At 63.0% G+C, this 17,798-nt stretch carries 18 protein-coding genes; 14 read left to right on the forward strand and 4 right to left on the reverse strand.

Annotated features, from left to right (window positions below):
• Window position 1: 1 nt before the first annotated feature.
• The 4 genes from ACGYK2_RS12965 to ACGYK2_RS12980 all read right to left on the reverse strand — a co-directional run bounded on the left by ACGYK2_RS12965 (window position 2) and on the right by ACGYK2_RS12980 (window position 3,243).
• A complete protein-coding gene (locus ACGYK2_RS12965) occupies window positions 2-481 on the reverse strand; it encodes a MarR family winged helix-turn-helix transcriptional regulator (protein WP_276154480.1) in 480 nt (159 codons plus the stop codon).
• Between the two features lie 3 nt (window positions 482-484).
• On the reverse strand, window positions 485-1,276 hold the full coding sequence (locus ACGYK2_RS12970) for a cyclase family protein (RefSeq protein WP_394374307.1): 792 nt from the start codon (window positions 1,274-1,276) through the stop codon (window positions 485-487).
• A gap of 174 nt (window positions 1,277-1,450) precedes the next feature.
• Entirely contained in the window at window positions 1,451-2,413 is a 963-nt protein-coding gene (locus ACGYK2_RS12975; protein ID WP_271690247.1) for a dihydrodipicolinate synthase family protein, read from the reverse strand.
• 131 nt (window positions 2,414-2,544) lie between these two features.
• On the reverse strand, window positions 2,545-3,243 hold the full coding sequence (locus tag ACGYK2_RS12980) for a GntR family transcriptional regulator (protein ID WP_271690248.1): 699 nt from the start codon (window positions 3,241-3,243) through the stop codon (window positions 2,545-2,547).
• A 345-nt stretch (window positions 3,244-3,588) separates the two neighbouring features.
• Here ACGYK2_RS12980 and ACGYK2_RS12985 point away from each other — a divergent pair, with 345 nt between their 5' ends.
• From ACGYK2_RS12985 to ACGYK2_RS13050, 14 genes are all read left to right on the forward strand, one after another.
• A complete protein-coding gene (locus ACGYK2_RS12985; protein WP_271690249.1) occupies window positions 3,589-4,596 on the forward strand; it encodes an ABC transporter ATP-binding protein in 1,008 nt (335 codons plus the stop codon).
• Window positions 4,593-5,702 carry an ABC transporter ATP-binding protein gene (locus ACGYK2_RS12990; protein WP_271690250.1) on the forward strand — a complete coding sequence of 370 codons (1,110 nt, stop codon included), beginning with the start codon at window positions 4,593-4,595 and terminating at the stop codon, window positions 5,700-5,702. The genes ACGYK2_RS12985 and ACGYK2_RS12990 overlap by 4 nt, the downstream gene beginning before the upstream one ends.
• A 41-nt stretch (window positions 5,703-5,743) precedes the next feature.
• Entirely contained in the window at window positions 5,744-7,258 is a 1,515-nt protein-coding gene (locus ACGYK2_RS12995) for an ABC transporter substrate-binding protein (protein WP_271690251.1), read from the forward strand.
• Between the two features lie 66 nt (window positions 7,259-7,324).
• The gene (locus tag ACGYK2_RS13000; RefSeq protein WP_067264018.1) at window positions 7,325-8,269 is read left to right on the forward strand and encodes an ABC transporter permease; all 945 of its coding nucleotides are present in this window, start codon (window positions 7,325-7,327) and stop codon (window positions 8,267-8,269) included.
• On the forward strand, window positions 8,269-9,168 hold the full coding sequence (locus tag ACGYK2_RS13005; RefSeq protein ID WP_209219184.1) for an ABC transporter permease: 900 nt from the start codon (window positions 8,269-8,271) through the stop codon (window positions 9,166-9,168). The genes ACGYK2_RS13000 and ACGYK2_RS13005 overlap by 1 nt, the downstream gene beginning before the upstream one ends.
• A gap of 11 nt (window positions 9,169-9,179) precedes the next feature.
• Complete coding sequence (locus ACGYK2_RS13010; RefSeq protein ID WP_271690252.1) at window positions 9,180-10,973, forward strand: gamma-glutamyltransferase family protein; 1,794 nt, start codon at window positions 9,180-9,182, stop codon at window positions 10,971-10,973.
• Between the two features lie 3 nt (window positions 10,974-10,976).
• Window positions 10,977-11,738 (forward strand): DUF1028 domain-containing protein, encoded by a 762-nt coding sequence (locus tag ACGYK2_RS13015; RefSeq protein WP_271690253.1) that lies wholly within the window; start codon window positions 10,977-10,979, stop codon window positions 11,736-11,738.
• Window positions 11,739-11,742: 4 nt separating this feature from the next.
• A complete protein-coding gene (locus ACGYK2_RS13020) occupies window positions 11,743-12,585 on the forward strand; it encodes a sulfite exporter TauE/SafE family protein (RefSeq protein WP_271690254.1) in 843 nt (280 codons plus the stop codon).
• Entirely contained in the window at window positions 12,582-13,295 is a 714-nt protein-coding gene (locus tag ACGYK2_RS13025; protein WP_209219188.1) for a FadR/GntR family transcriptional regulator, read from the forward strand. The genes ACGYK2_RS13020 and ACGYK2_RS13025 overlap by 4 nt, the downstream gene beginning before the upstream one ends.
• 188 nt (window positions 13,296-13,483) lie before the next feature.
• Entirely contained in the window at window positions 13,484-14,464 is a 981-nt protein-coding gene (gene phnD / locus ACGYK2_RS13030) for a phosphate/phosphite/phosphonate ABC transporter substrate-binding protein (RefSeq protein WP_271690255.1), read from the forward strand.
• 55 nt (window positions 14,465-14,519) lie between these two features.
• Window positions 14,520-15,293: a phosphonate ABC transporter ATP-binding protein gene (gene phnC, locus ACGYK2_RS13035; RefSeq protein ID WP_271690256.1), complete on the forward strand. Its 774-nt coding sequence runs from the start codon at window positions 14,520-14,522 to the stop codon at window positions 15,291-15,293.
• Window positions 15,290-16,084: a phosphonate ABC transporter, permease protein PhnE gene (phnE, locus tag ACGYK2_RS13040; protein ID WP_271690257.1), complete on the forward strand. Its 795-nt coding sequence runs from the start codon at window positions 15,290-15,292 to the stop codon at window positions 16,082-16,084. Before phnC ends, phnE (ACGYK2_RS13040) begins: the two co-directional genes overlap by 4 nt.
• Window positions 16,081-16,890 (forward strand): phosphonate ABC transporter, permease protein PhnE, encoded by an 810-nt coding sequence (gene phnE, locus ACGYK2_RS13045; protein ID WP_271690258.1) that lies wholly within the window; start codon window positions 16,081-16,083, stop codon window positions 16,888-16,890. The genes phnE (ACGYK2_RS13040) and phnE (ACGYK2_RS13045) overlap by 4 nt, the downstream gene beginning before the upstream one ends.
• Window positions 16,887-17,792, forward strand: a complete 906-nt coding sequence (locus ACGYK2_RS13050) for an HAD-IIA family hydrolase (protein WP_271690259.1) — start codon at window positions 16,887-16,889, stop codon at window positions 17,790-17,792. Before phnE (ACGYK2_RS13045) ends, ACGYK2_RS13050 begins: the two co-directional genes overlap by 4 nt.
• Window positions 17,793-17,798 lie beyond the last annotated feature (6 nt).

The raw sequence follows: 17,798 nt of genomic DNA on the forward strand, positions 1-17,798 counted from the left end.
CTCAGAAATCGTGTTTTCGAATGTTGCGCAGCATGGTCTGCAAGGTGGCCACGAAGGCCGCCTTCTCCTCGGTACCGATGCCCTTGAACATCGCCTCATAGGCCTGCGCCATATGCGGCCAGAGCCGCGCATAGGCCTCGCGCCCCTGATCGGTCAAGTAGACCCGCGTGGCGCGGCTGTCGTTGGCGTCGGTCTCGCGCCGGACCAGACCGTCGCGCACCAGCGCGTCGAGCGCGCGGCTCAGCGTCGATTGCTGCACCACCGCATAGACAGCCAATTCGCGGATCAGGATGCCATCGGTCACCGACAGCACCGCGAGCGAGCGCATCTGCGGCGTGGTCAGGCCGAGTGCCGCCATCTCCGCCGACAGGGCGGCATTGTACCGCCCCATGATCCGGTTCATCAGATAGGGCGCGAAGTTATCAAGCCCCATCCGATCCAGCGGCGCGTTCTCGGCCTTGGAAGGTGGTGTATCTGTCACCGATCAGCCCTTCGGCACCAGTGCCAGCGCCCGAATGGGGCTGCCGGTGCCGTTCTTGATCTTCAACGGCGCGGCGATCAGGATCGCCCCCTTCGGCGGCAGTTTGTCGAGGTTGGCCAGTGACGCCAGACCGAAACAGTTGTTCTTATGCAGCAGGTTATGCGCCGGATAGGGCGGCTCCATCCCGCCCGCTTGCCCCGCATCGGTGCCGATGCACTGGGTGCCCCAGCCAACGATCTTCTTGTCCATCAGATATTCGATGGCATCCGGGGTCGGACCGGGGCTGTGGGGGCCGGTCTCATCCGCTTTGAGGAACCGCGCCTCGTCATCGACGCGCGCGTCCCAATCGGTGCGCATGACAACCCATTCGCCCTCGCCGATCTCGCCATACTCCGCTTCCCACTCCTTGATGCCCTTAGCGTCGAGCAGAAAGTCGGGGTCTTCTTGAGATTGCTGCGAACAGTCGATCACATTGACCGGCGCAACCAAACGCTGCACGTCGAGCGTATCGGTAAAGCCGTCGTCGTAATCCTTACCGGTGATCCAATGATGCGGCGCGTCGAAATGCGTGCCCGAATGCTCACCCAGCACCATCCAGTTCCAAGCAAAGAAGGGGCCGTCTTCGTCATATTCGCTGATCTTGTGAATCTCGACCTTCGGCGTCGGCTTGGCGAAATCGGCAGGCAGTTGCAGGATCGGCGTATCCGGCCCCAAAACGCCTGAGCAATCCACGACCTCGACCCCGCCCGAAGCCAGCATCGCGCCGAAATCGCGCATTAAATCCGTAGCACTCATTTCAATTAATCTCCCTCAAATGGCGCACCCACTCCCGATGCGTTGTCCCTGCAAAGATGCTAGTCACATTTATATGCGTTTGCAATTATCTTCTTCGAAAGGCTTGCCCGGAACGCAAAAGGCCCGCCGCAAATGCGACGGGCCTGCCCGGCCGGGGAGAGGTGGCTAAGGGGTTTAGGCGGCGTATTTAGCGACCGCCCCGCCCTGCTGGCTCCAACCGGCATACCATGTGCGGAAAAGCTTATACTGCGCCTCGGCATAGCCGCGCTGGCTGTCGGTCAGCGCGTCGGTCTCATTAAAATGCAACGCATATTCCGCATGGCCTTCGAGGACCATCAGATGCTTATAATAAAGCACGAGGTCCGGCCCCTCATCGAAGGAGGACAGAACACCAAGGGCCGCATCAAGCTCCTGCGCCCGCTGACGTGCTTCGGCATCGCCCGCCGCCGCGGCTTGGCTGAGGGCGACCAGATGCAACACTTCGCGCGGCAGCACATTGCCGATCCCGGTGATCGCGCCGGTGGCGCCGCAATTGACAAAACCGTGGAAAACGGTGGTATCCACACCGATCATCAGCGTGACCTCATCATCCCGGCTGGTGATATTCTCCGCCGCATAGCGCAGATCATCCGCGCCGCCGAACTCCTTGAAACCAACGAGGTTGGAATGCTCGGCCCGCAGCGCAAAGAAGAGATCAGCCCGGGTGGCAAAACCGTAATACGGGCTGTTGTAGATGACGGCAGGAAGCTCAGGCGCCGCTGAGAGAACCTTTTTGAAGTGATCCTTCTGCGCGGCGACCGATGTGCCGCGCGACAGGATACGGGGGATCAACATCAGCCCCTTGGCGCCGACCTTCTGCGCATGGGCCGCATGTTCGGCGGCCAGCTTCGTATTCACGGCCCCCGTGCCCACAACTACCGGCACGCCCGCTTCGACCAGACGTTCGACGCCTTCCATCCGCTCTGCATCGGTCAGCAGCGGCCAATCGCCCATGGACCCACAGTAGACCACCGCGCTCATACCATCGGCGATGAGCTTTTTGCCCATGCGCACCAAAGCGTCGAAGTCGGGTTTCCGGTCTTCAGTGCAGGGGGTCATCAGGGCCGGGATGCAGCCGGAAAAAATCGAAGGGGTCATATATCTCTCCATCATAGAAACCGGCCGCGATACCGCCGGGCTTAGCCGCATCTTAGCTATTGTATTTTATTTGTCGACATAAAATCTGCACGGCCCCTAGGACGGCCCGTTAAAGGCGCATTTACCTATGGTTAAAGGTCGATATGCTGCCGCCGGTCTCGTGAAATCAGCGCCTGAATCTGCCGCACGATCTGATCCGCATGGGTCGCGGCCAAAGAATCTGCCAAGGCAATGTCGCGCGCCTCGATGGCCGCGATTAGATCCTCATGCTCTTGCACATACTCGCTGGGAAGCTGATCGTCGAAGGACTGGTAATACATCCGCAGCAACCGGCGCCCCTCATCCAACAGCCGCAGACAAAGCGATTCGTAATAGGGGTTGCGCCCCGCACGGGCGATCTCGGCATGGAACTCCCGGTTCGTGGCGATCATCGACAGCGCGTCCTGCGCCGACACGGCCTTGGCGAACTCCACCTGCCGCGCGCGAATATTGGCCATATCCGCCGGCGTATGAAACTGCGCCGCAAGACGCGTGGTGACACGGTACATCAAGGTCATCGCGTCAAAGAAGGTGTGCAGGTTCATGAAGTCGATATTCGACACGACCGTCGAACGGTTGGGCAGCGTGGTCACCAACCCCTCGCTCGCCAACCGCACCAATGCCTCGCGGATCGGCGTGCGCGACATCGACAGCCGCTCGGAAAGACGAATCTCGTCAATCGGACTACCCGGCAAGAGGGTCAGATCGAGTATCTCATCGCGCAGGATGGAATAGACAAATTGCGCCCCGGACCCGCGCTTGCGTTCCGCCGTTTTAGGTTTGCTGGTCATGCGGGGATGCCGCCCTTTCGATGTTCATGGCTCCCCCTCGATAAAGCAACAAATCCCCCGCCCTACAATAGCGCTATCGCCCCTAGAGCGCGCCACCCCCTTCATTTCATCCTTTCTCAAATACCTTCCGCACTCTCCCCAAACGCCACCCCGCGCCAACCGCCCACCCAACCGCCGCAACAGATCGCCTAATAATCAGGCATCACCGCCGATATATCAGGCACAATTCCCATCAAAAGACTGACCCAGAGAGGCTTTTTCAAAAACTGTAATCCCCGGATTGACAGCGCGAAAGCTGCAACCGCATACTCGACCAATCTGATATTGGTTCAAGAAAGCGGTCCATTGCCCAGCCCCGACACCGGTCCCGACAAGGTTTTGCTCGAAGTGCGTGACTTCAGCCTGCGCTTTCGCGGCGCGCCGAGCGACCAAATCAACCATGTGAATTTCACGGTCCACCCGGGCAAGACACTCTGTGTCGTCGGGGAAAGCGGCTGCGGGAAAAGCGTGACCTCGCTGGCGATGATGGGGCTGCTGCCGGCCGGTGCGGCGACAATCCGCTCGGGCGAAATGGTTTTCGAAGGTCAGAAGCTCGACCTTGCCGACCATACCGCCATGCGTAAACTGCGCGGCAGTCGGATGACGATGATTTTCCAAGAGCCGATGACCTCGCTCAACCCCGCCTTCCGCATTGGCGAGCAGATCACCGAAGCCGTGCGCGCGCATAGCGATGCCAGCAAATCCGAGGCCGAGGACAAGGCACTGGCGATCCTCAAGCGGGTCGGCATTCCGGCGGCGGAGAAGCGGATGCGCGACTACCCGCATCAACTTTCCGGCGGCATGCGCCAGCGGGTGATGATCGCCATGGCCTTGGTCAACGACCCCGCGCTTTTAATCGCGGATGAACCGACGACCGCCCTCGACGTGACCATTCAAGCGCAGATCCTCGAATTGATCCGCGACCTTCAGGCCGAGACCGATATGGGCACGATCATGATCACCCATGACCTTGGCGTGGTGGCCGAAATCGCGGATACCGTCGCCGTCATGTACGCGGGCACGATCGTCGAAACCGGCCCTGCGGAACGCATCTTTAACGACCCACAGCATCCCTACACGATCGGCCTCATGTCCTCGATCCCGCAGCTCAGCGGTCCGCGCGGACGCTTGGCGACCGTGCCGGGCATGGTGCCGACAACGCAGAACATGCCCCAAGGCTGCCGTTTTGCCACGCGCTGCCCCTTCGTCCAGCCCATCTGCGCGCAGGAGCCGCCGCTTGCACCGCTGGAGGGGGGCCATGCCGTGGCCTGCCATTTCGCCCCGCTGGAGACACATCTGGAGCAGAGCGCATGAGTGACACGATCCTGACAGCGCGCGGGCTGAAGAAACATTTCAAAACCTCGGGCGGCGGATTGGCCAAAGGGGCTACAGTCAAGGCGGTCGATGACGTTTCCTTTGACGTGCGCCGGGGGGAGACCTTTGCCATCGTCGGCGAATCCGGTTGCGGCAAATCGACCCTCGCGCGGCTCCTGATGCGCTTGCTGACCCCGACCGAGGGCGATGTGCAGTTCGACGGCGCGGATGTGCGCAGCCTTTCGGGGCGCGATCTGACCGCCCTGCGCCGGGACATGCAGTTCATCTTTCAAGACCCCTTTTCATCGCTCAACCCGCGCATGAGCGTCGGCAAGCTGGTCGGTGAGCCGCTTGAGACCCATTTCCCCCAGATGTCCGCCACCGAGCGGCGCGGCAAAGTGGCCGAACTGCTGGCCAAGGTCGGGCTGCGCCCCGAACATGCCGAACGCTACCCGCATGAATTCTCAGGCGGTCAACGTCAGCGGATCGGGATCGCGCGGGGACTGGCCTCGGCCCCGAAACTGGTGATCGGGGATGAGCCGGTCTCAGCCCTCGACGTCTCGGTGCAGGCGCAGGTGATCAACCTGCTTGGCGATCTGCGCGATGAATTGGGGCTCACATTGGTCATCATTGCCCATGACCTCGCCGTGATCCGCCATATGAGCGACCGCGTGGCGGTGATGTATCTGGGGCAAATCGTCGAACAGGGCGATGTCGACACGGTCTATAACCATCCGCGCCACCCCTATACCCGCGCGCTCTTGTCGGCCATTCCGGTGGCCGCCCATGGCGCGCGCACGCCGCAGACCGCGCTTGAGGGTGAGATGCCCAGCCCGGCGAACCCGCCCGCAGGCTGCCGCTTCCACACCCGCTGCCCCTTTGCCAAAGAACGCTGCGCGAGCGAGCCGCCCTCTCTGCGGGAGACCCGCGCAAGCGAGGGCCATGTCGCCGCCTGCCACTACTTCGAAGAGATCGCCGCCGCCACGCCGGACCTCGGCCTTGCCGATGCACCCGAACGCGCCCCCGGCGCTGCTGCGCGCTTTGCGCTTTACCAAGACGCCATGCGGGACCGGACCACGCTCCGCCCCCGCCAAAACCAAGAATAACAGGCTGAACCAGACTCATTGAAACGACAGGAGAGTTCGACATGACACTGACCAAAATGACACTTGCCGCTGCATTGCTGGGGGCCACAACCCTCGGCGCGCAGGCGGCTGACCTGCGCATCGCGCTGCAATCCGATGCCGATGTGCTGGACCCCGACCAGTCGCGCACCTTCGTGGGCCGCATCGTCTACGCGTCGCTCTGCGACAAGCTGGTGGACATCACACCCGACCTCGAAATCATCCCGCAGCTCGCAACCGAATGGTCTTTTTCCGAAGACGGCAAACAGCTGACCATGAAACTGCGCGACGATGCGGTCTTCCACGATGGAACGCCCTTTGATGCCGAGGCCGTGGCCGCCAACATCGACCGCAGCCAGAACATGGAGACTTCGCGCCGCAAGTCCGAGCTTTCCTCCATCACCGGCGTCGAAGTGCTGGGCAGCCATGAGATCCGCTTTGATCTGGCCGATGCCGATGCCACGCTGATGGCGCAATTCGCCGACCGCGCAGGCATGATGGTCTCCCCCACCGCTGCTAAGGCCGCGGGCGATGACTTTGGCCTGAACCCGGTCTGCTCCGGCCCCTACCAGTTCAAAGAGCGCGTGGCCCAAGACCGCATCGTGCTTGAGAAATTCGCCGACTATTACGATGCCGAGGAATACCACTTCGACACCGTCACCTATCTGCCGATCCCCGACACCACCGTGCGTCTGGCGAACCTGCAATCGGGTGACATCGACATGCTGGAGCGTCTGGCCGCGACCGACCTCGCGCAGGCCGAAGGTGACGACAGCATCAATGTCGAAAGCGCCGTGTCGCTCGGCTATCAAGGCATCACGATCAACGTGGCCAATGGCGAAAAGGGCGACAACCCTTGGGGCAACGACAAACGTCTGCGTCAGGCGCTGAGCTATGCGATCGACCGCGAGGCGATCAATCAGGTCGTCTTTAATGGTGCCTTCGCCGCGGGCAACCAGCCCTTCCCGCCAAACTCGCCTTGGTACAGCACCGACTATCCCGTGCCTGAGCGTGACGTGGAAAAGGCCAAGGAACTGCTGGCCGAAGCGGGCTTTGCGGATGGCATCGACCTTGAGGTGCAGGTGCCCAACACCACGATCCCGCTGCAACTGATGCAGGTCGTACAGTCCATGGCAGGCGAGGCGGGGATCAACATCTCGATCACTTCCAAGGAATTCGCGACGCTGCTGGCCGATCAATCGGCGGGTGACTATCAGGCAAGCCAGATCGGGTGGTCGGGCCGTGTAGACCCCGATGGCAACATCCACCAGTTCATGACCACCGAAGGCGGGATCAACGACTCCAAGTTCTCGAACCCGGAAGTGGATGAGCTGCTCGACAAGGCGCGCAAGTCCAACGACCAAGACGTGCGCCGCGAGAGCTATACCGCTGCCCGCGCGATCCTGAACGAAGAGATGCCGATCGTGTACCTCTACCACCAGACATGGATCTGGGCGCTGGATTCCGACATCACCGGTTTCACCCCCTATCCTGACGGCATGATCCGCCTTGCGGGCATGAAAAAAGAAGAAGGCTAACCCTTCTGCATCCGCACCGCCGGGCCGGTTCCGGCGGTGCCCCTCCCCTGAGCGAGACGTTTCAAAATGCTGTCCTTCATCCTGCGCCGTCTGGTGATCGCGATCCCGACGATCATCCTGATCTCGGTCTTTGTCTTCACCTTGCAAAAGCTGCTGCCGGGCGACCCGGTGCTGGCCATGGCCGGCGAAGAACGCGACCCGCAGGTGCTGGAGTTCCTGCGCGAGAAATACCGCCTGAACGATCCTATTCCGGTGCAATATTTCACTTGGATCGGCAACGCGCTGACCGGTGACTTGGGCATTTCGCTGCGCACCAACCAGCCGGTGCTGGAACTCATCGGAGAGAAACTGCCCGTGACCATCCAACTGGCCACGATGGCAATGATTTTTGCCCTGTTGATCGGCGTGCCTGCGGGCATCTTCTCTGCCGTCAAGAAGGGCACCGTGACCGATTATGTGGCCAATGTGGTGGCGCTGTCGGGCCTGTCGATCCCGAACTTCTGGCTCGGCATCATGCTGATCCTGCTGGTCTCGGTGAAATGGAAGCTGCTGCCCGCCTCGGGCTATGTGCCGCTGAGCGAAGACCCCATCCGCTCCATCACCGTGATGATCATGCCCGCCTTCGTGCTGGGCACGGCGCTGGCCGCGACGCTGATGCGCCACACTCGCTCGGCCATGCTGAGCGTGCTCAGCAGTGACTACGTCCGCACCGCCCGCGCCAAGGGTCTGGTCGAGCGGCGGGTGATCCTGAAACACGCCTTTCGCAACGCGCTGACGCCGATCGTCACCCTGACCGCCCTGCTCTTTGGTGAGCTGATCGCGGGCGCGGTGCTGACCGAACAGATTTTCACCATCCCCGGCTTTGGCAAGCTGGTGGTCGATGCCGTGTTCAACCGCGATTACGCCGTGGTCCAAGGTATCGTGCTCGTCACCGCCGTCGGCTTCATCTTTATGAACCTGCTTGCCGATGTTGCCTATGTGCTGCTGAACCCCCGCCTGAGGAAGCAATAATGGCTCAACCTGCCACACCCATCACCATCGACGCCGAAAGCGCCGCCGATCCGGTCCTCTCCGCCCGTCCCGAAAACCGGGTTTGGAAGAAGTTCCGCACCCATCGCAGCGCCATGCTGGGCGGCGTGCTGGTGGTATTCTTCTGCGCCATCGCGCTTTTGGCCCCGCTGCTGCCGATCCCCGACCCCGCCGCCACCGATTGGGGCGCGGTGCGCAAGGGGCCTTCGGCGGCGCATTGGATGGGCACCGATGAGTTGGGCCGCGATGTGCTGAGCCGTCTGGTCTGGGGCGCACAGGCGTCCTTGCTGGCCGGGGTTGTCTCGGTCGCCATCGCGCTTGGGCTTGGCGTGCCTTTGGGCATCGTGGCGGGCTACTTCGGAGGCTGGACCGACGCGGTGATCTCACGCTGCACCGAGGCGCTTCTGGCCGCACCCTTCCTGATCCTCGCCATCGCGCTTGCGGCCTTCCTCGGGCCGAGCCTGACCAACGCGATGATCGCCATCGGCATCTCGGCCACGCCGATCTTCATCCGCCTGACCCGCGGTCAGGTGCTGAGCGTCGCCGCCGAGGATTACGTTGAAAGCGCCCGCGCCATTGGTCTGAGCACGCCGCGCATCCTGCGCCGCTATATCTTCCCCAACGTGCTGCCGCCCGTGTTGGTGCAGGCCACGCTGACCGTCGCCACCGCCATCATCGCCGAGGCGTCGCTCTCCTTCCTTGGTCTTGGCCAGCAGCCGCCCGCGCCCTCTTGGGGGTCGATGCTGAACACGGCGAAGAACTTCCTCAATCAGGCGCCTTGGATGGCGCTCTGGCCCGGCATCGCGATCTTCATGGTCGTGCTTGGCTTCAACCTTCTGGGCGACGGGCTGCGCGACGCGCTCGACCCACGCGAACACTGACCGGAGACGACATGACCCCCTTCACCACCCGCCCCGAGATCCGCGGCTCCTTTGGTGTCACCACTTCGACCCATTGGATCGCCTCGACCGTGGGGTTCGGCATCCTTGAAAAAGGCGGCAACGCCTTTGACGCCGCTGTCGCCGCGGGCTTTGTCCTGCAAGTGGTCGAGCCGCATTTGAACGGCCCGGCGGGCGACCTGCCGATCATCTTTCACGACGCGGAGAAACAGGCGACCAAGGTCGTCTGCGCCCAAGGGGTCAGCCCCGCCGCCGCCAAGCTGGAGCATTTCGAGGGGCTCGGGCTGAAACTGATCCCCGGTTCGGGTCTTTTGTCGACGGTGGTGCCCGGTGCGTTTGACGGCTGGATGCTGATGCTGCGCGATCATGGCACCATGGGTCTGCGCGAGGTGATGCAACCGGCGATCGACTATGCCCGCGACGGGCATCCGGTGCTGCCGCGCGTGTCGAACACCATCAAGGGGCTGGCCGAATATTTCGCCGCCGAATGGCCCAGCTCCGCCGCGGTCTGGACGCCCGGCGGTGCAGCGCCTGAGCCGAACGCCAACTTCAAGAACCCCGATCTGGCCGCGACCTATGAGCGCTTGGTCAACGAGGCCGAAGCCACAGGCGAAGACCGCCGCGCGCAGATCGAAGCGGCGCGCAAAATCTGGTCCGAAGGTTTCGTGGCCGATGCGATTTTCGACTACCTCGAAGACGCCTGCGTGCATGACGTGTCCGAGCAAAAGAACAGCGCCCTTCTGGCGCGCGAGGATATGGCCAAATGGCAGGCCAGCTATGAGGACACGCTGACCTACGAATACCACGGCTGGACGGTGCATAAGACCCACGCATGGTCGCAAGGTCCGGTGTTCTTGCAGACCCTCGCCATCCTCAAACATTTCGATCTTGCCGCGATGGACCCGATGGGCGCCTCCTTTACCCATACGGTGATCGAGGCGATGAAACTCGCCTATGCCGACCGTGAGGCCTATTACGGCGACCCCGAGCAGAGCATCATCCCGATGGAAGAGCTGCTCTCTGATGCCTATAACGCGGAACGCGCGAAGCTGGTGAACGGCAAGGCATCGCTTGAGCAGCGCCCCGGCGTGATCGCGGGGCTGGAGCATCTGGCCGAGCGCTATATCGAACGCGCGGCCCGTGATTTCGGCGTTCAGAACGCCGCCCCGCAAGGGCCGACGATGGCGCATCTGACCGAGAAACGCGGCGATACCGTGCATCTCGATGTGATCGACCGCTGGGGCAATATGGTCTCGGCCACGCCCTCGGGCGGGTGGTTGCAGAGCAATCCGGTGGTGCCGGGGCTTGGTTTTCCGTTGAACTCCCGCGCGCAGATGTTCTGGCTTGAGCGGGGCCTGCCCACCTCCCTCGCCCCCGGGCGGCGTCCGCGCACCACGCTGACCCCCTCTTTTGCCGAACATGCCGATGGGCGGCAGTTGGTCTTTGGCACGCCGGGCGGCGACCAGCAGGACCAATGGCAGCTGATCTGGTTCCTGCGTTTCGTGCACCACGGCCTCGACCTGCAAGAGGGGATGGATGCGCCGCTGTTCCACACGCTGCACTTCCAAAGCAGTTTCTTCCCCCGCCAAGCCCTGCCCGGCGAGATGATGATCGAACCCAATGTAGGCCCCGCAGTGATCGACGCGCTGCGCGCCCGGGGGCATATCGTTACCGTGGCCGAGCCGTGGTCGGTGGGCCGAATGACCGCCGCGATGCGCAATCCCGACGGCAGTCTTCACGCCGCCGCGACCCCCCGCCTGATGCAGGCCTATGCCGTAGGACGCTGACCCATGACCTATTCCATCATCGCCCGTGATCCCGAAAGCAATGAAATCGGCATTGCCGTGGCCAGCCGCTTTTTCGCCTGCGGTGCCGCCGTGCCTTACATCGGGCGGCGCGTCGCCGTGGCCACGCAGGCTTTCGTCAACCCGCTCTGGGGGACCGAAGGCCGGCGCATGTTGGAAAGCGGCGACCCCGCCGAAGCACTGCTGAAGGAATTCGCCGCCCGCGATGCGGGGCGCGACATCCGCCAGTGTCACATGCTGGACGCCACAGGAAACTTCGCCGCGCATACCGGCGCGGCCTGTGTCGATTGGGCCGGGCACCGTGTAGGCACCATTCATTCCGTCGCGGGCAATATGCTGACCGGGCCGGAGGTGGTGGAGGCCACGTTCGAGACCTACACCGCGCGCCATGATCTGCCGATGGCCGAACGTCTGCTCGCCGCCATGCGCGCGGGCGAAGAGGCGGGCGGCGACATGCGCGGGCGCCAAGCCGCGGGGCTGGTGATCCACCGCGGACAGGACCACGCCTATCTCGACCTGCGCGTCGATGACCATGGCGACCCGCTGAGCGAGCTTGACCGGCTGCTCGACGTCGCCGGAGAGCGCTATCTGCATGTGGCCGAAGCGATGCCGAGCCTCGACAATTTCTCGGGCACCTCGGACCGCGCGCCGATTGATGCGGCAATCACCCGCGCCGAAGAGGCTCGCACGGCGGCGGGCAAGCCCAGCCGGTCGCTGGCGACAGATTTAGAGACAAAGAAAGATTAACCATATGAACGCGCTCGATTTCAGCCAGCTTCTGCCCCTTCTCGCCATTGCGGTTTCCGCCGGGGTCTTTGGCGGCATCCTTGCGGGGCTGCTTGGTGTGGGCGGCGGTATCGTGATCGTGCCCGCGCTTTATCTTGCGCTGTCGACGGCGGGGATGGACCCGGCGATCACCATGCAAGTGGCGGTGGGCACCTCGCTTGCGACAATCGTCTTTACCTCGCTGTCCTCGGGCTATGGTCACTTCAAACGCGGCGCGATTGATATGGACCTTTTGAAACTCTGGGCGCCGTCACTGCTGATCGGCGTCGTGATCGGCGCGCTTCTGGGGGGCTATGTCTCGGGGCTGATCCTTGTCGGCGTCTTTGCCACCGTGGCCGCACTCGTTGCCCTCGACATGATCTTTCGCAAGACCAAGGATGACCCCACGCCGCGCGGCTTTGCGAAACCGATCTGGGCGATCTTGGGCGTCGTCACCGGCGGGCTGTCGGCGATGATGGGCATCGGGGGCGGCACCATCGGCGTGCCGCTGTTGAACTTTCTCGGCTATGACATTCGCCGCGCCGTGGGCACCTCTGCCGCGATTGGCTTTATCATCGGGCTGCCGGGTGCCGTTGTCTATGCGCTCACCGGCCTTGGGGCCGAGGGGCTGCCGCCCTTCTCGCTCGGCTATGTGAACCTTGCCGCTGCGGCCATCATCATTCCGCTCACTTCCAGCTTTGCCCATGTGGGTGTGAAACTGGCCCATAGCATGCCGCGCCGGGCGCTTCGGTTTGCCTTTGGAATTTTCCTAATGGTAACCTCTCTGCGTATGTTCATTGATTTATTTGAAGCGTTTTCCAACTCATGACACAGCCCCCCCAGTCCGCCCCAAGTGAAGATGAATTGGCCGAGCGGCTGCGCGGAGCGATCCGCCAAGGGGACATCCTGAACGACGGGCGGATGCCGCCCGAACGGGCGCTGGCCGAGCATTTCGGCGTGAGCCGGGCGCGGCTGCGACTGGCACTTGGCCTGTTGCAAGAGGACGGCACGATCTATCGCCGCCACGGCCAAGGCACATTCGCCACACCGCCGCCCGCGACCAATGCCGACAGCCTGCGCCACCTTGCACGACAAGTCACGCCAAGCGACGTGATGGAAGTGCGGCTAGAGGTTGAGCCTGCCCTTGCCGCCCTCGCCGCCGACCGCGCCCGCCCGCAAGAGATCGAGCGGTTGGATCAGTTGATGCGCGCCACGCTGAACCTCAGTGACCCGGACGCCTATGAGGCGGCGGATGACATGTTCCACTACAAGATCGCCGAGATGGCGCGGAATCCACTGTTTCTTACGGTCTACGAATCCATCCGCGCGGTGCGCCGCGAAGTGGCATGGACCTCGCGCCGCCGCACCTATCACGCCCCCGAAACGCTACAGGTGCTGGGTGAGCAGCACATGACGCTGAACGACGCCATCGCCCGGCGCGATACGCTCGGCGCTGCCGCGGCGATGGAGCAGCATTTGCTGACCGTATCCAAAACCCTGCTGCGCGACCGGGTGCGCAAGATCGAACTCGATCTCTGAAGTCCCCGTTTCGATAGATTAAATCACGTTTTGACGCCCCGCTCTTTCTTGCGGGGTGTGTTACAGCTTTGTGACAAAATTGTCTGCCGACGCACCGGAACTGCTTGCAAACGAAACTGTTCGATGTTCGTATCTGCGCATTATTGTATTTCGCGCCAGATGCGCGGATTCTCAGGGAGGAGAACACAATGTCTCATAGATACCTATTCGCCGCAGGTCTCACCGCGGCCTTCACACTGACGGGCAGCCTTGCCTTCGCGCAAGAGAATTGCGAGCGCGGCGCCTTGGACAAGATGTTCTGCGACGCCGATGGCGATCTGGTCGCCGATGCGCCGACCGATCCTGATATGTTGAAAGCCCCCTCGACGCTGGTTTTCGCCTATACCCCCGTCGAAGACCCCGCGATCTACGAAGACATCTGGACCCCCTTCATCGAGCATCTTGAAGACGTGACCGGCAAGGACGTGCAGTTCTTCGCCGTGCAGTCGAACTCCGCCGAGGTTGAGGCGATGCGCTCGGGCCGCCTGCATATCGCCGGTTTCTCCACCGGTCCGACGCCGTTTGCGGTGAACCTCGCGGGCGTCGAGCCCTTTGCCATCATGGGCGCCGAGGACGGCCAGTTCGGCTACAAGCTGCAGGTCTACACACAGGCCGACAGCGACATCAAAGAGATGAAGGATCTGGCCGGCAAGCGCATCGCGCATACCTCGCCCACCTCCAACTCCGGGAACCAAGCGCCGCGCGCGCTCTTCCCCGATCTGGGCGTCGTGCCGGACGAAGACTACGAAGTGACCTATTCGGGCAGCCACGACCAGTCCATGCTGGGCGTCGTCGCGGGCGACTATGACGCGGCCCCGGTGGCCTCCGAAGTGGTCGACCGCATGGCCGAGCGCGGTCTTTACGACCCCGAGGACGTGCGCATCGTCTGGGAAAGCGATCCTTTCCCGACAACCTCCTACGGCGTCGCGCATGACCTCGCGCCCGAGCTGAAGGAAAAGATCAAGGAAGCCTTCTTCTCCTTCGACTTCGAAGGCACCGCACTGGGTGAGGAATTCGCGGGGGTGAGCAAGTTCGTCCCGATCACCTACAAGGACCAGTGGGCGGTGATCCGTCAGATCCAGAAGGCGAACGGCGTCGAGTACACGCCGCAGGGCCTCGCGGCTGAATAATCGTTCAACACCGGGGGCCGGCTTTGCGGTCGGCCCCACGTTTAAGGTACATTAAATGCTGAAAATTTCCGACCTCGTGAAACGCTATGGCAGCGGTGATCCGGTGCTGAAGAACCTCGATTTGACGATCGAGGGCGAAAGCGTCGTTTCGATCATCGGTTCCTCCGGCGCGGGCAAATCGACGCTGCTGCGCTGCATCAACCGACTGGTGGAGCCGACCTCGGGGTCGATCATGCTCAACGGCACCGAACTGACCAACCTGCGCGGCAAAAACCTGCGCGCCGCGCGGCGCAAGATCGGCATGGTGTTTCAGGGCTTTAACCTTGTCGACCGCCTCACGGTGATGGAGAACGTCCAGTCCGGTCGCTTGGGCTACATCTCGACATGGTCCGCCGTGACCCGCCGCTATGCCAAGGCCGACATCCGCCGCGCCTATGAGCTGATGGAGCGCGTCGGCATCGCGCAATATGCCAACACCCGCGCCGACCAGCTGTCGGGCGGCGAACGCCAGCGTGTCGGTGTGGTCCGCGCCTTGATGCAGGACCCCGACATTCTGCTGGCGGATGAGCCCACCGCCTCGCTCGACCCCAAGACCTCAGAGCAGATCATGGGCCTGCTGCGCGACCTCGCCGGTGAGCTAAAACTTCCGGTGCTGATCAACATCCACAACGTGACCGAGGCCAAGGAATACACCGACCGTATCGTCGGCATGCGCTATGGCCGGATCATTTTCGACGACGAGCCCGCAAAGCTCGACCAAGCGGCGATGGATCAGATCTACGCCGGCAGCCCCCATGCGGACCGCGCCAAAGATGGGGCCGCGGCATGAGCGCGCCGCGAGATACCTGGAAAAAACCACCCTTCATCGCCAACCCGGTGCTGCGGTGGGCGGTGATCTTGGGCGCGGTGGCCTATTTCGGCTGGGTCGGGCTGACCATGCCGATTGACTGGAACCGCGTGGCCGAAGGGCTGGGCCGTGCCGGGCGCATTTTTGGCGGGGCCTTCCCGCCCAGTTTCGAACGCTCGGGCCTGTTGATCGACGGCTTCCTCGAGAGCCTCAAGATCGCCATCCTCGCCACCGCGGGCGGGGTGCTTTTGTCGATCCCCATCGCCTTTATGTCCGCGCGCAACGTGGCGCCGAAGCCGATCTTCTACCTTGGCCGCGCCATCATCATCGTGGCGCGCAGCTTTCACCCGGTCATCGTGGCGATCCTCTTCGTCAAGGCCGTGGGCTTCGGCCCCTTCGCGGGCGTGCTGACGCTGATCGTCTATTCCATCGGCTTCGTCGCCAAGATGCTGGCCGAACGGATCGAGGAGATCGACTTCGGTCAGGTCGAAGCCATGCGCGCCGCCGGTGCGCCCTATTTCTCGACCCTGATCTACGCGATCTTTCCCCAGATCATGCCGCGCCAGATCGGCCTCACGATCTACCAGCTCGACAGCAACCTGCGCGCCTCGGCGGTGGTCGGCATCGTGGGCGCGGGCGGCATCGGGGCGACGCTCGCCAATGCCTTTGGCCGCTACGACTATGACTTCGCGCTGGCGATCACCATGGTCATCGTCGGTGTCATCCTTGTCTCCGAAGCCGTCAGCGGCGTGATCAGAAAGCGTATCCAATGACGACCCTTGCAGAGAAATTCGGCCGCGACGACTGGACCCGTTTCACCCTGCGCCAACGCCTCACGCGCTACGGCGTGCTTCTGGGCTGCGCCCTCGCCATCGCTTGGGCCCTGACTTCGATCGAGGTCATCTGGGCCTGGGTCTGGGGCGCGCCCGAGCAGATCGGCGACCTTTTTGGCCGCATGTATCCGCCCGACCCCAGCAACCTCGACACGATCCTCAAGGTGCTTTGGGACACGGTGAACATCGCCACTTTCGCCACCACCTTCGCGGTGCTGCTCTCGCTGCCGGTGGCCTATATCGCGGCGCAGAACACCACGCCCAACCGGGCCACGCTCTGGCTCGGGCGGCTGATCCTCGTGACTTCGCGGTCGGTGAACACGATCATCTGGGCGCTTCTCTTCGTGGCAATCTTCGGCCCCGGCGTAGTGGCGGGGATCCTCGCGATTATGTTCCGCTCCATCGGCTTCATCGGCAAGCTTCTGGGGGAGGCGATTGAGGAGATCGACCGCCGCCCCGTGGAGGCGCTAGAGGCCACCGGCGCCTCGCGTTTCAAGGTCATCGCCTATGCCATCGTGCCGCAGGTCATGCCGACCTTCTGGGCCGTGTCGATCCTGCGGTGGGACATCAACCTGCGTGAATCCACCGTTCTGGGCCTCGTCGGCGCGGGCGGCATCGGGATCATCCTGCAAGGTGCCATCGACACCTTCAACTGGCCCGAGGTCGCCACGATCCTCATCGCGATCATCGTGTTGGTGATCATCGGTGAGGTGATCTCGGCCTTCCTGCGCCGCCGCATCCTGTGAGTGTCGCCATAGACCCCGCGCAGGCGCTGGCCGAATACCAGCGCCTGCGCCCCCGCCTGCCCGACTGCGACAAGCTCGGCCATGGGACGGAAGCCGCCCGTTTCCTCGATATCGTCGCGCCCTATGAGTTGATCCTGTTCGACGCCTACGGCGTGCTGAACGTCGGCGAAACCGCGATCAAGGGGGCAGCGCAGACCATTGCCGCTCTGCGCGAGATGGGCAAATCGGTCATGGTCGTCAGCAACTCCGCCGCCTATCCCAAGGCGCATATGATGGACCGCTACGCGCGGCTTGGCTTTGATTTCGCAGCCGACGAGGTGGTCACCAGCCGCGAGGCGCTGCTGCACCGCGTCGCGACAGAACCCGCGCGCCGCTGGGGCGTGATGCTGAACCCCGATAAGGACATGGGAGAGATCGCCCGCCTCGGCGCGACCGTTCTGGCGGATGATCCGGCTGTCTATGACCGGGCCGAAGGTTTCCTCCTCGTCGGGGCGGATGGGTGGACAGAGGCGCGGCAGGCCCTGTTGGAGGCCAGTCTGAAACGCCAGCCCCGGCCCGTCTTCGTCGGCAACCCCGATCTCGTCGCCCCGCGGGAGGATGGTCTTTCGCTCGAACCCGGCTGGTTCGCGCATCGTCTAATCGACACGACCGGTGTGGCGGTGCATTTTTGTGGCAAGCCCTTCCCCGACATCTTCGATCTGGCCCTCGCTCGGGCAAAGCCCGTTGATCCGTCGCGCGTGCTGATGGTCGGCGACACGCTGCACACCGACATCCTCGGCGGGGCGCAGGCGGGTTTCGCCACGGCGCTGGTCACCGGCCACGGCTCCCTCTTGGGGTTGGAGGTTGCTGCGGCCATCCAAGGCTCGGGCATCGCGCCCGATCATATCGTCACGGAAATTTAGCGGCGC

This window comes from Sulfitobacter sp. 1A10359, from assembly GCF_043558145.1.
GTDB lineage: Bacteria > Pseudomonadota > Alphaproteobacteria > Rhodobacterales > Rhodobacteraceae > Sulfitobacter > Sulfitobacter faviae.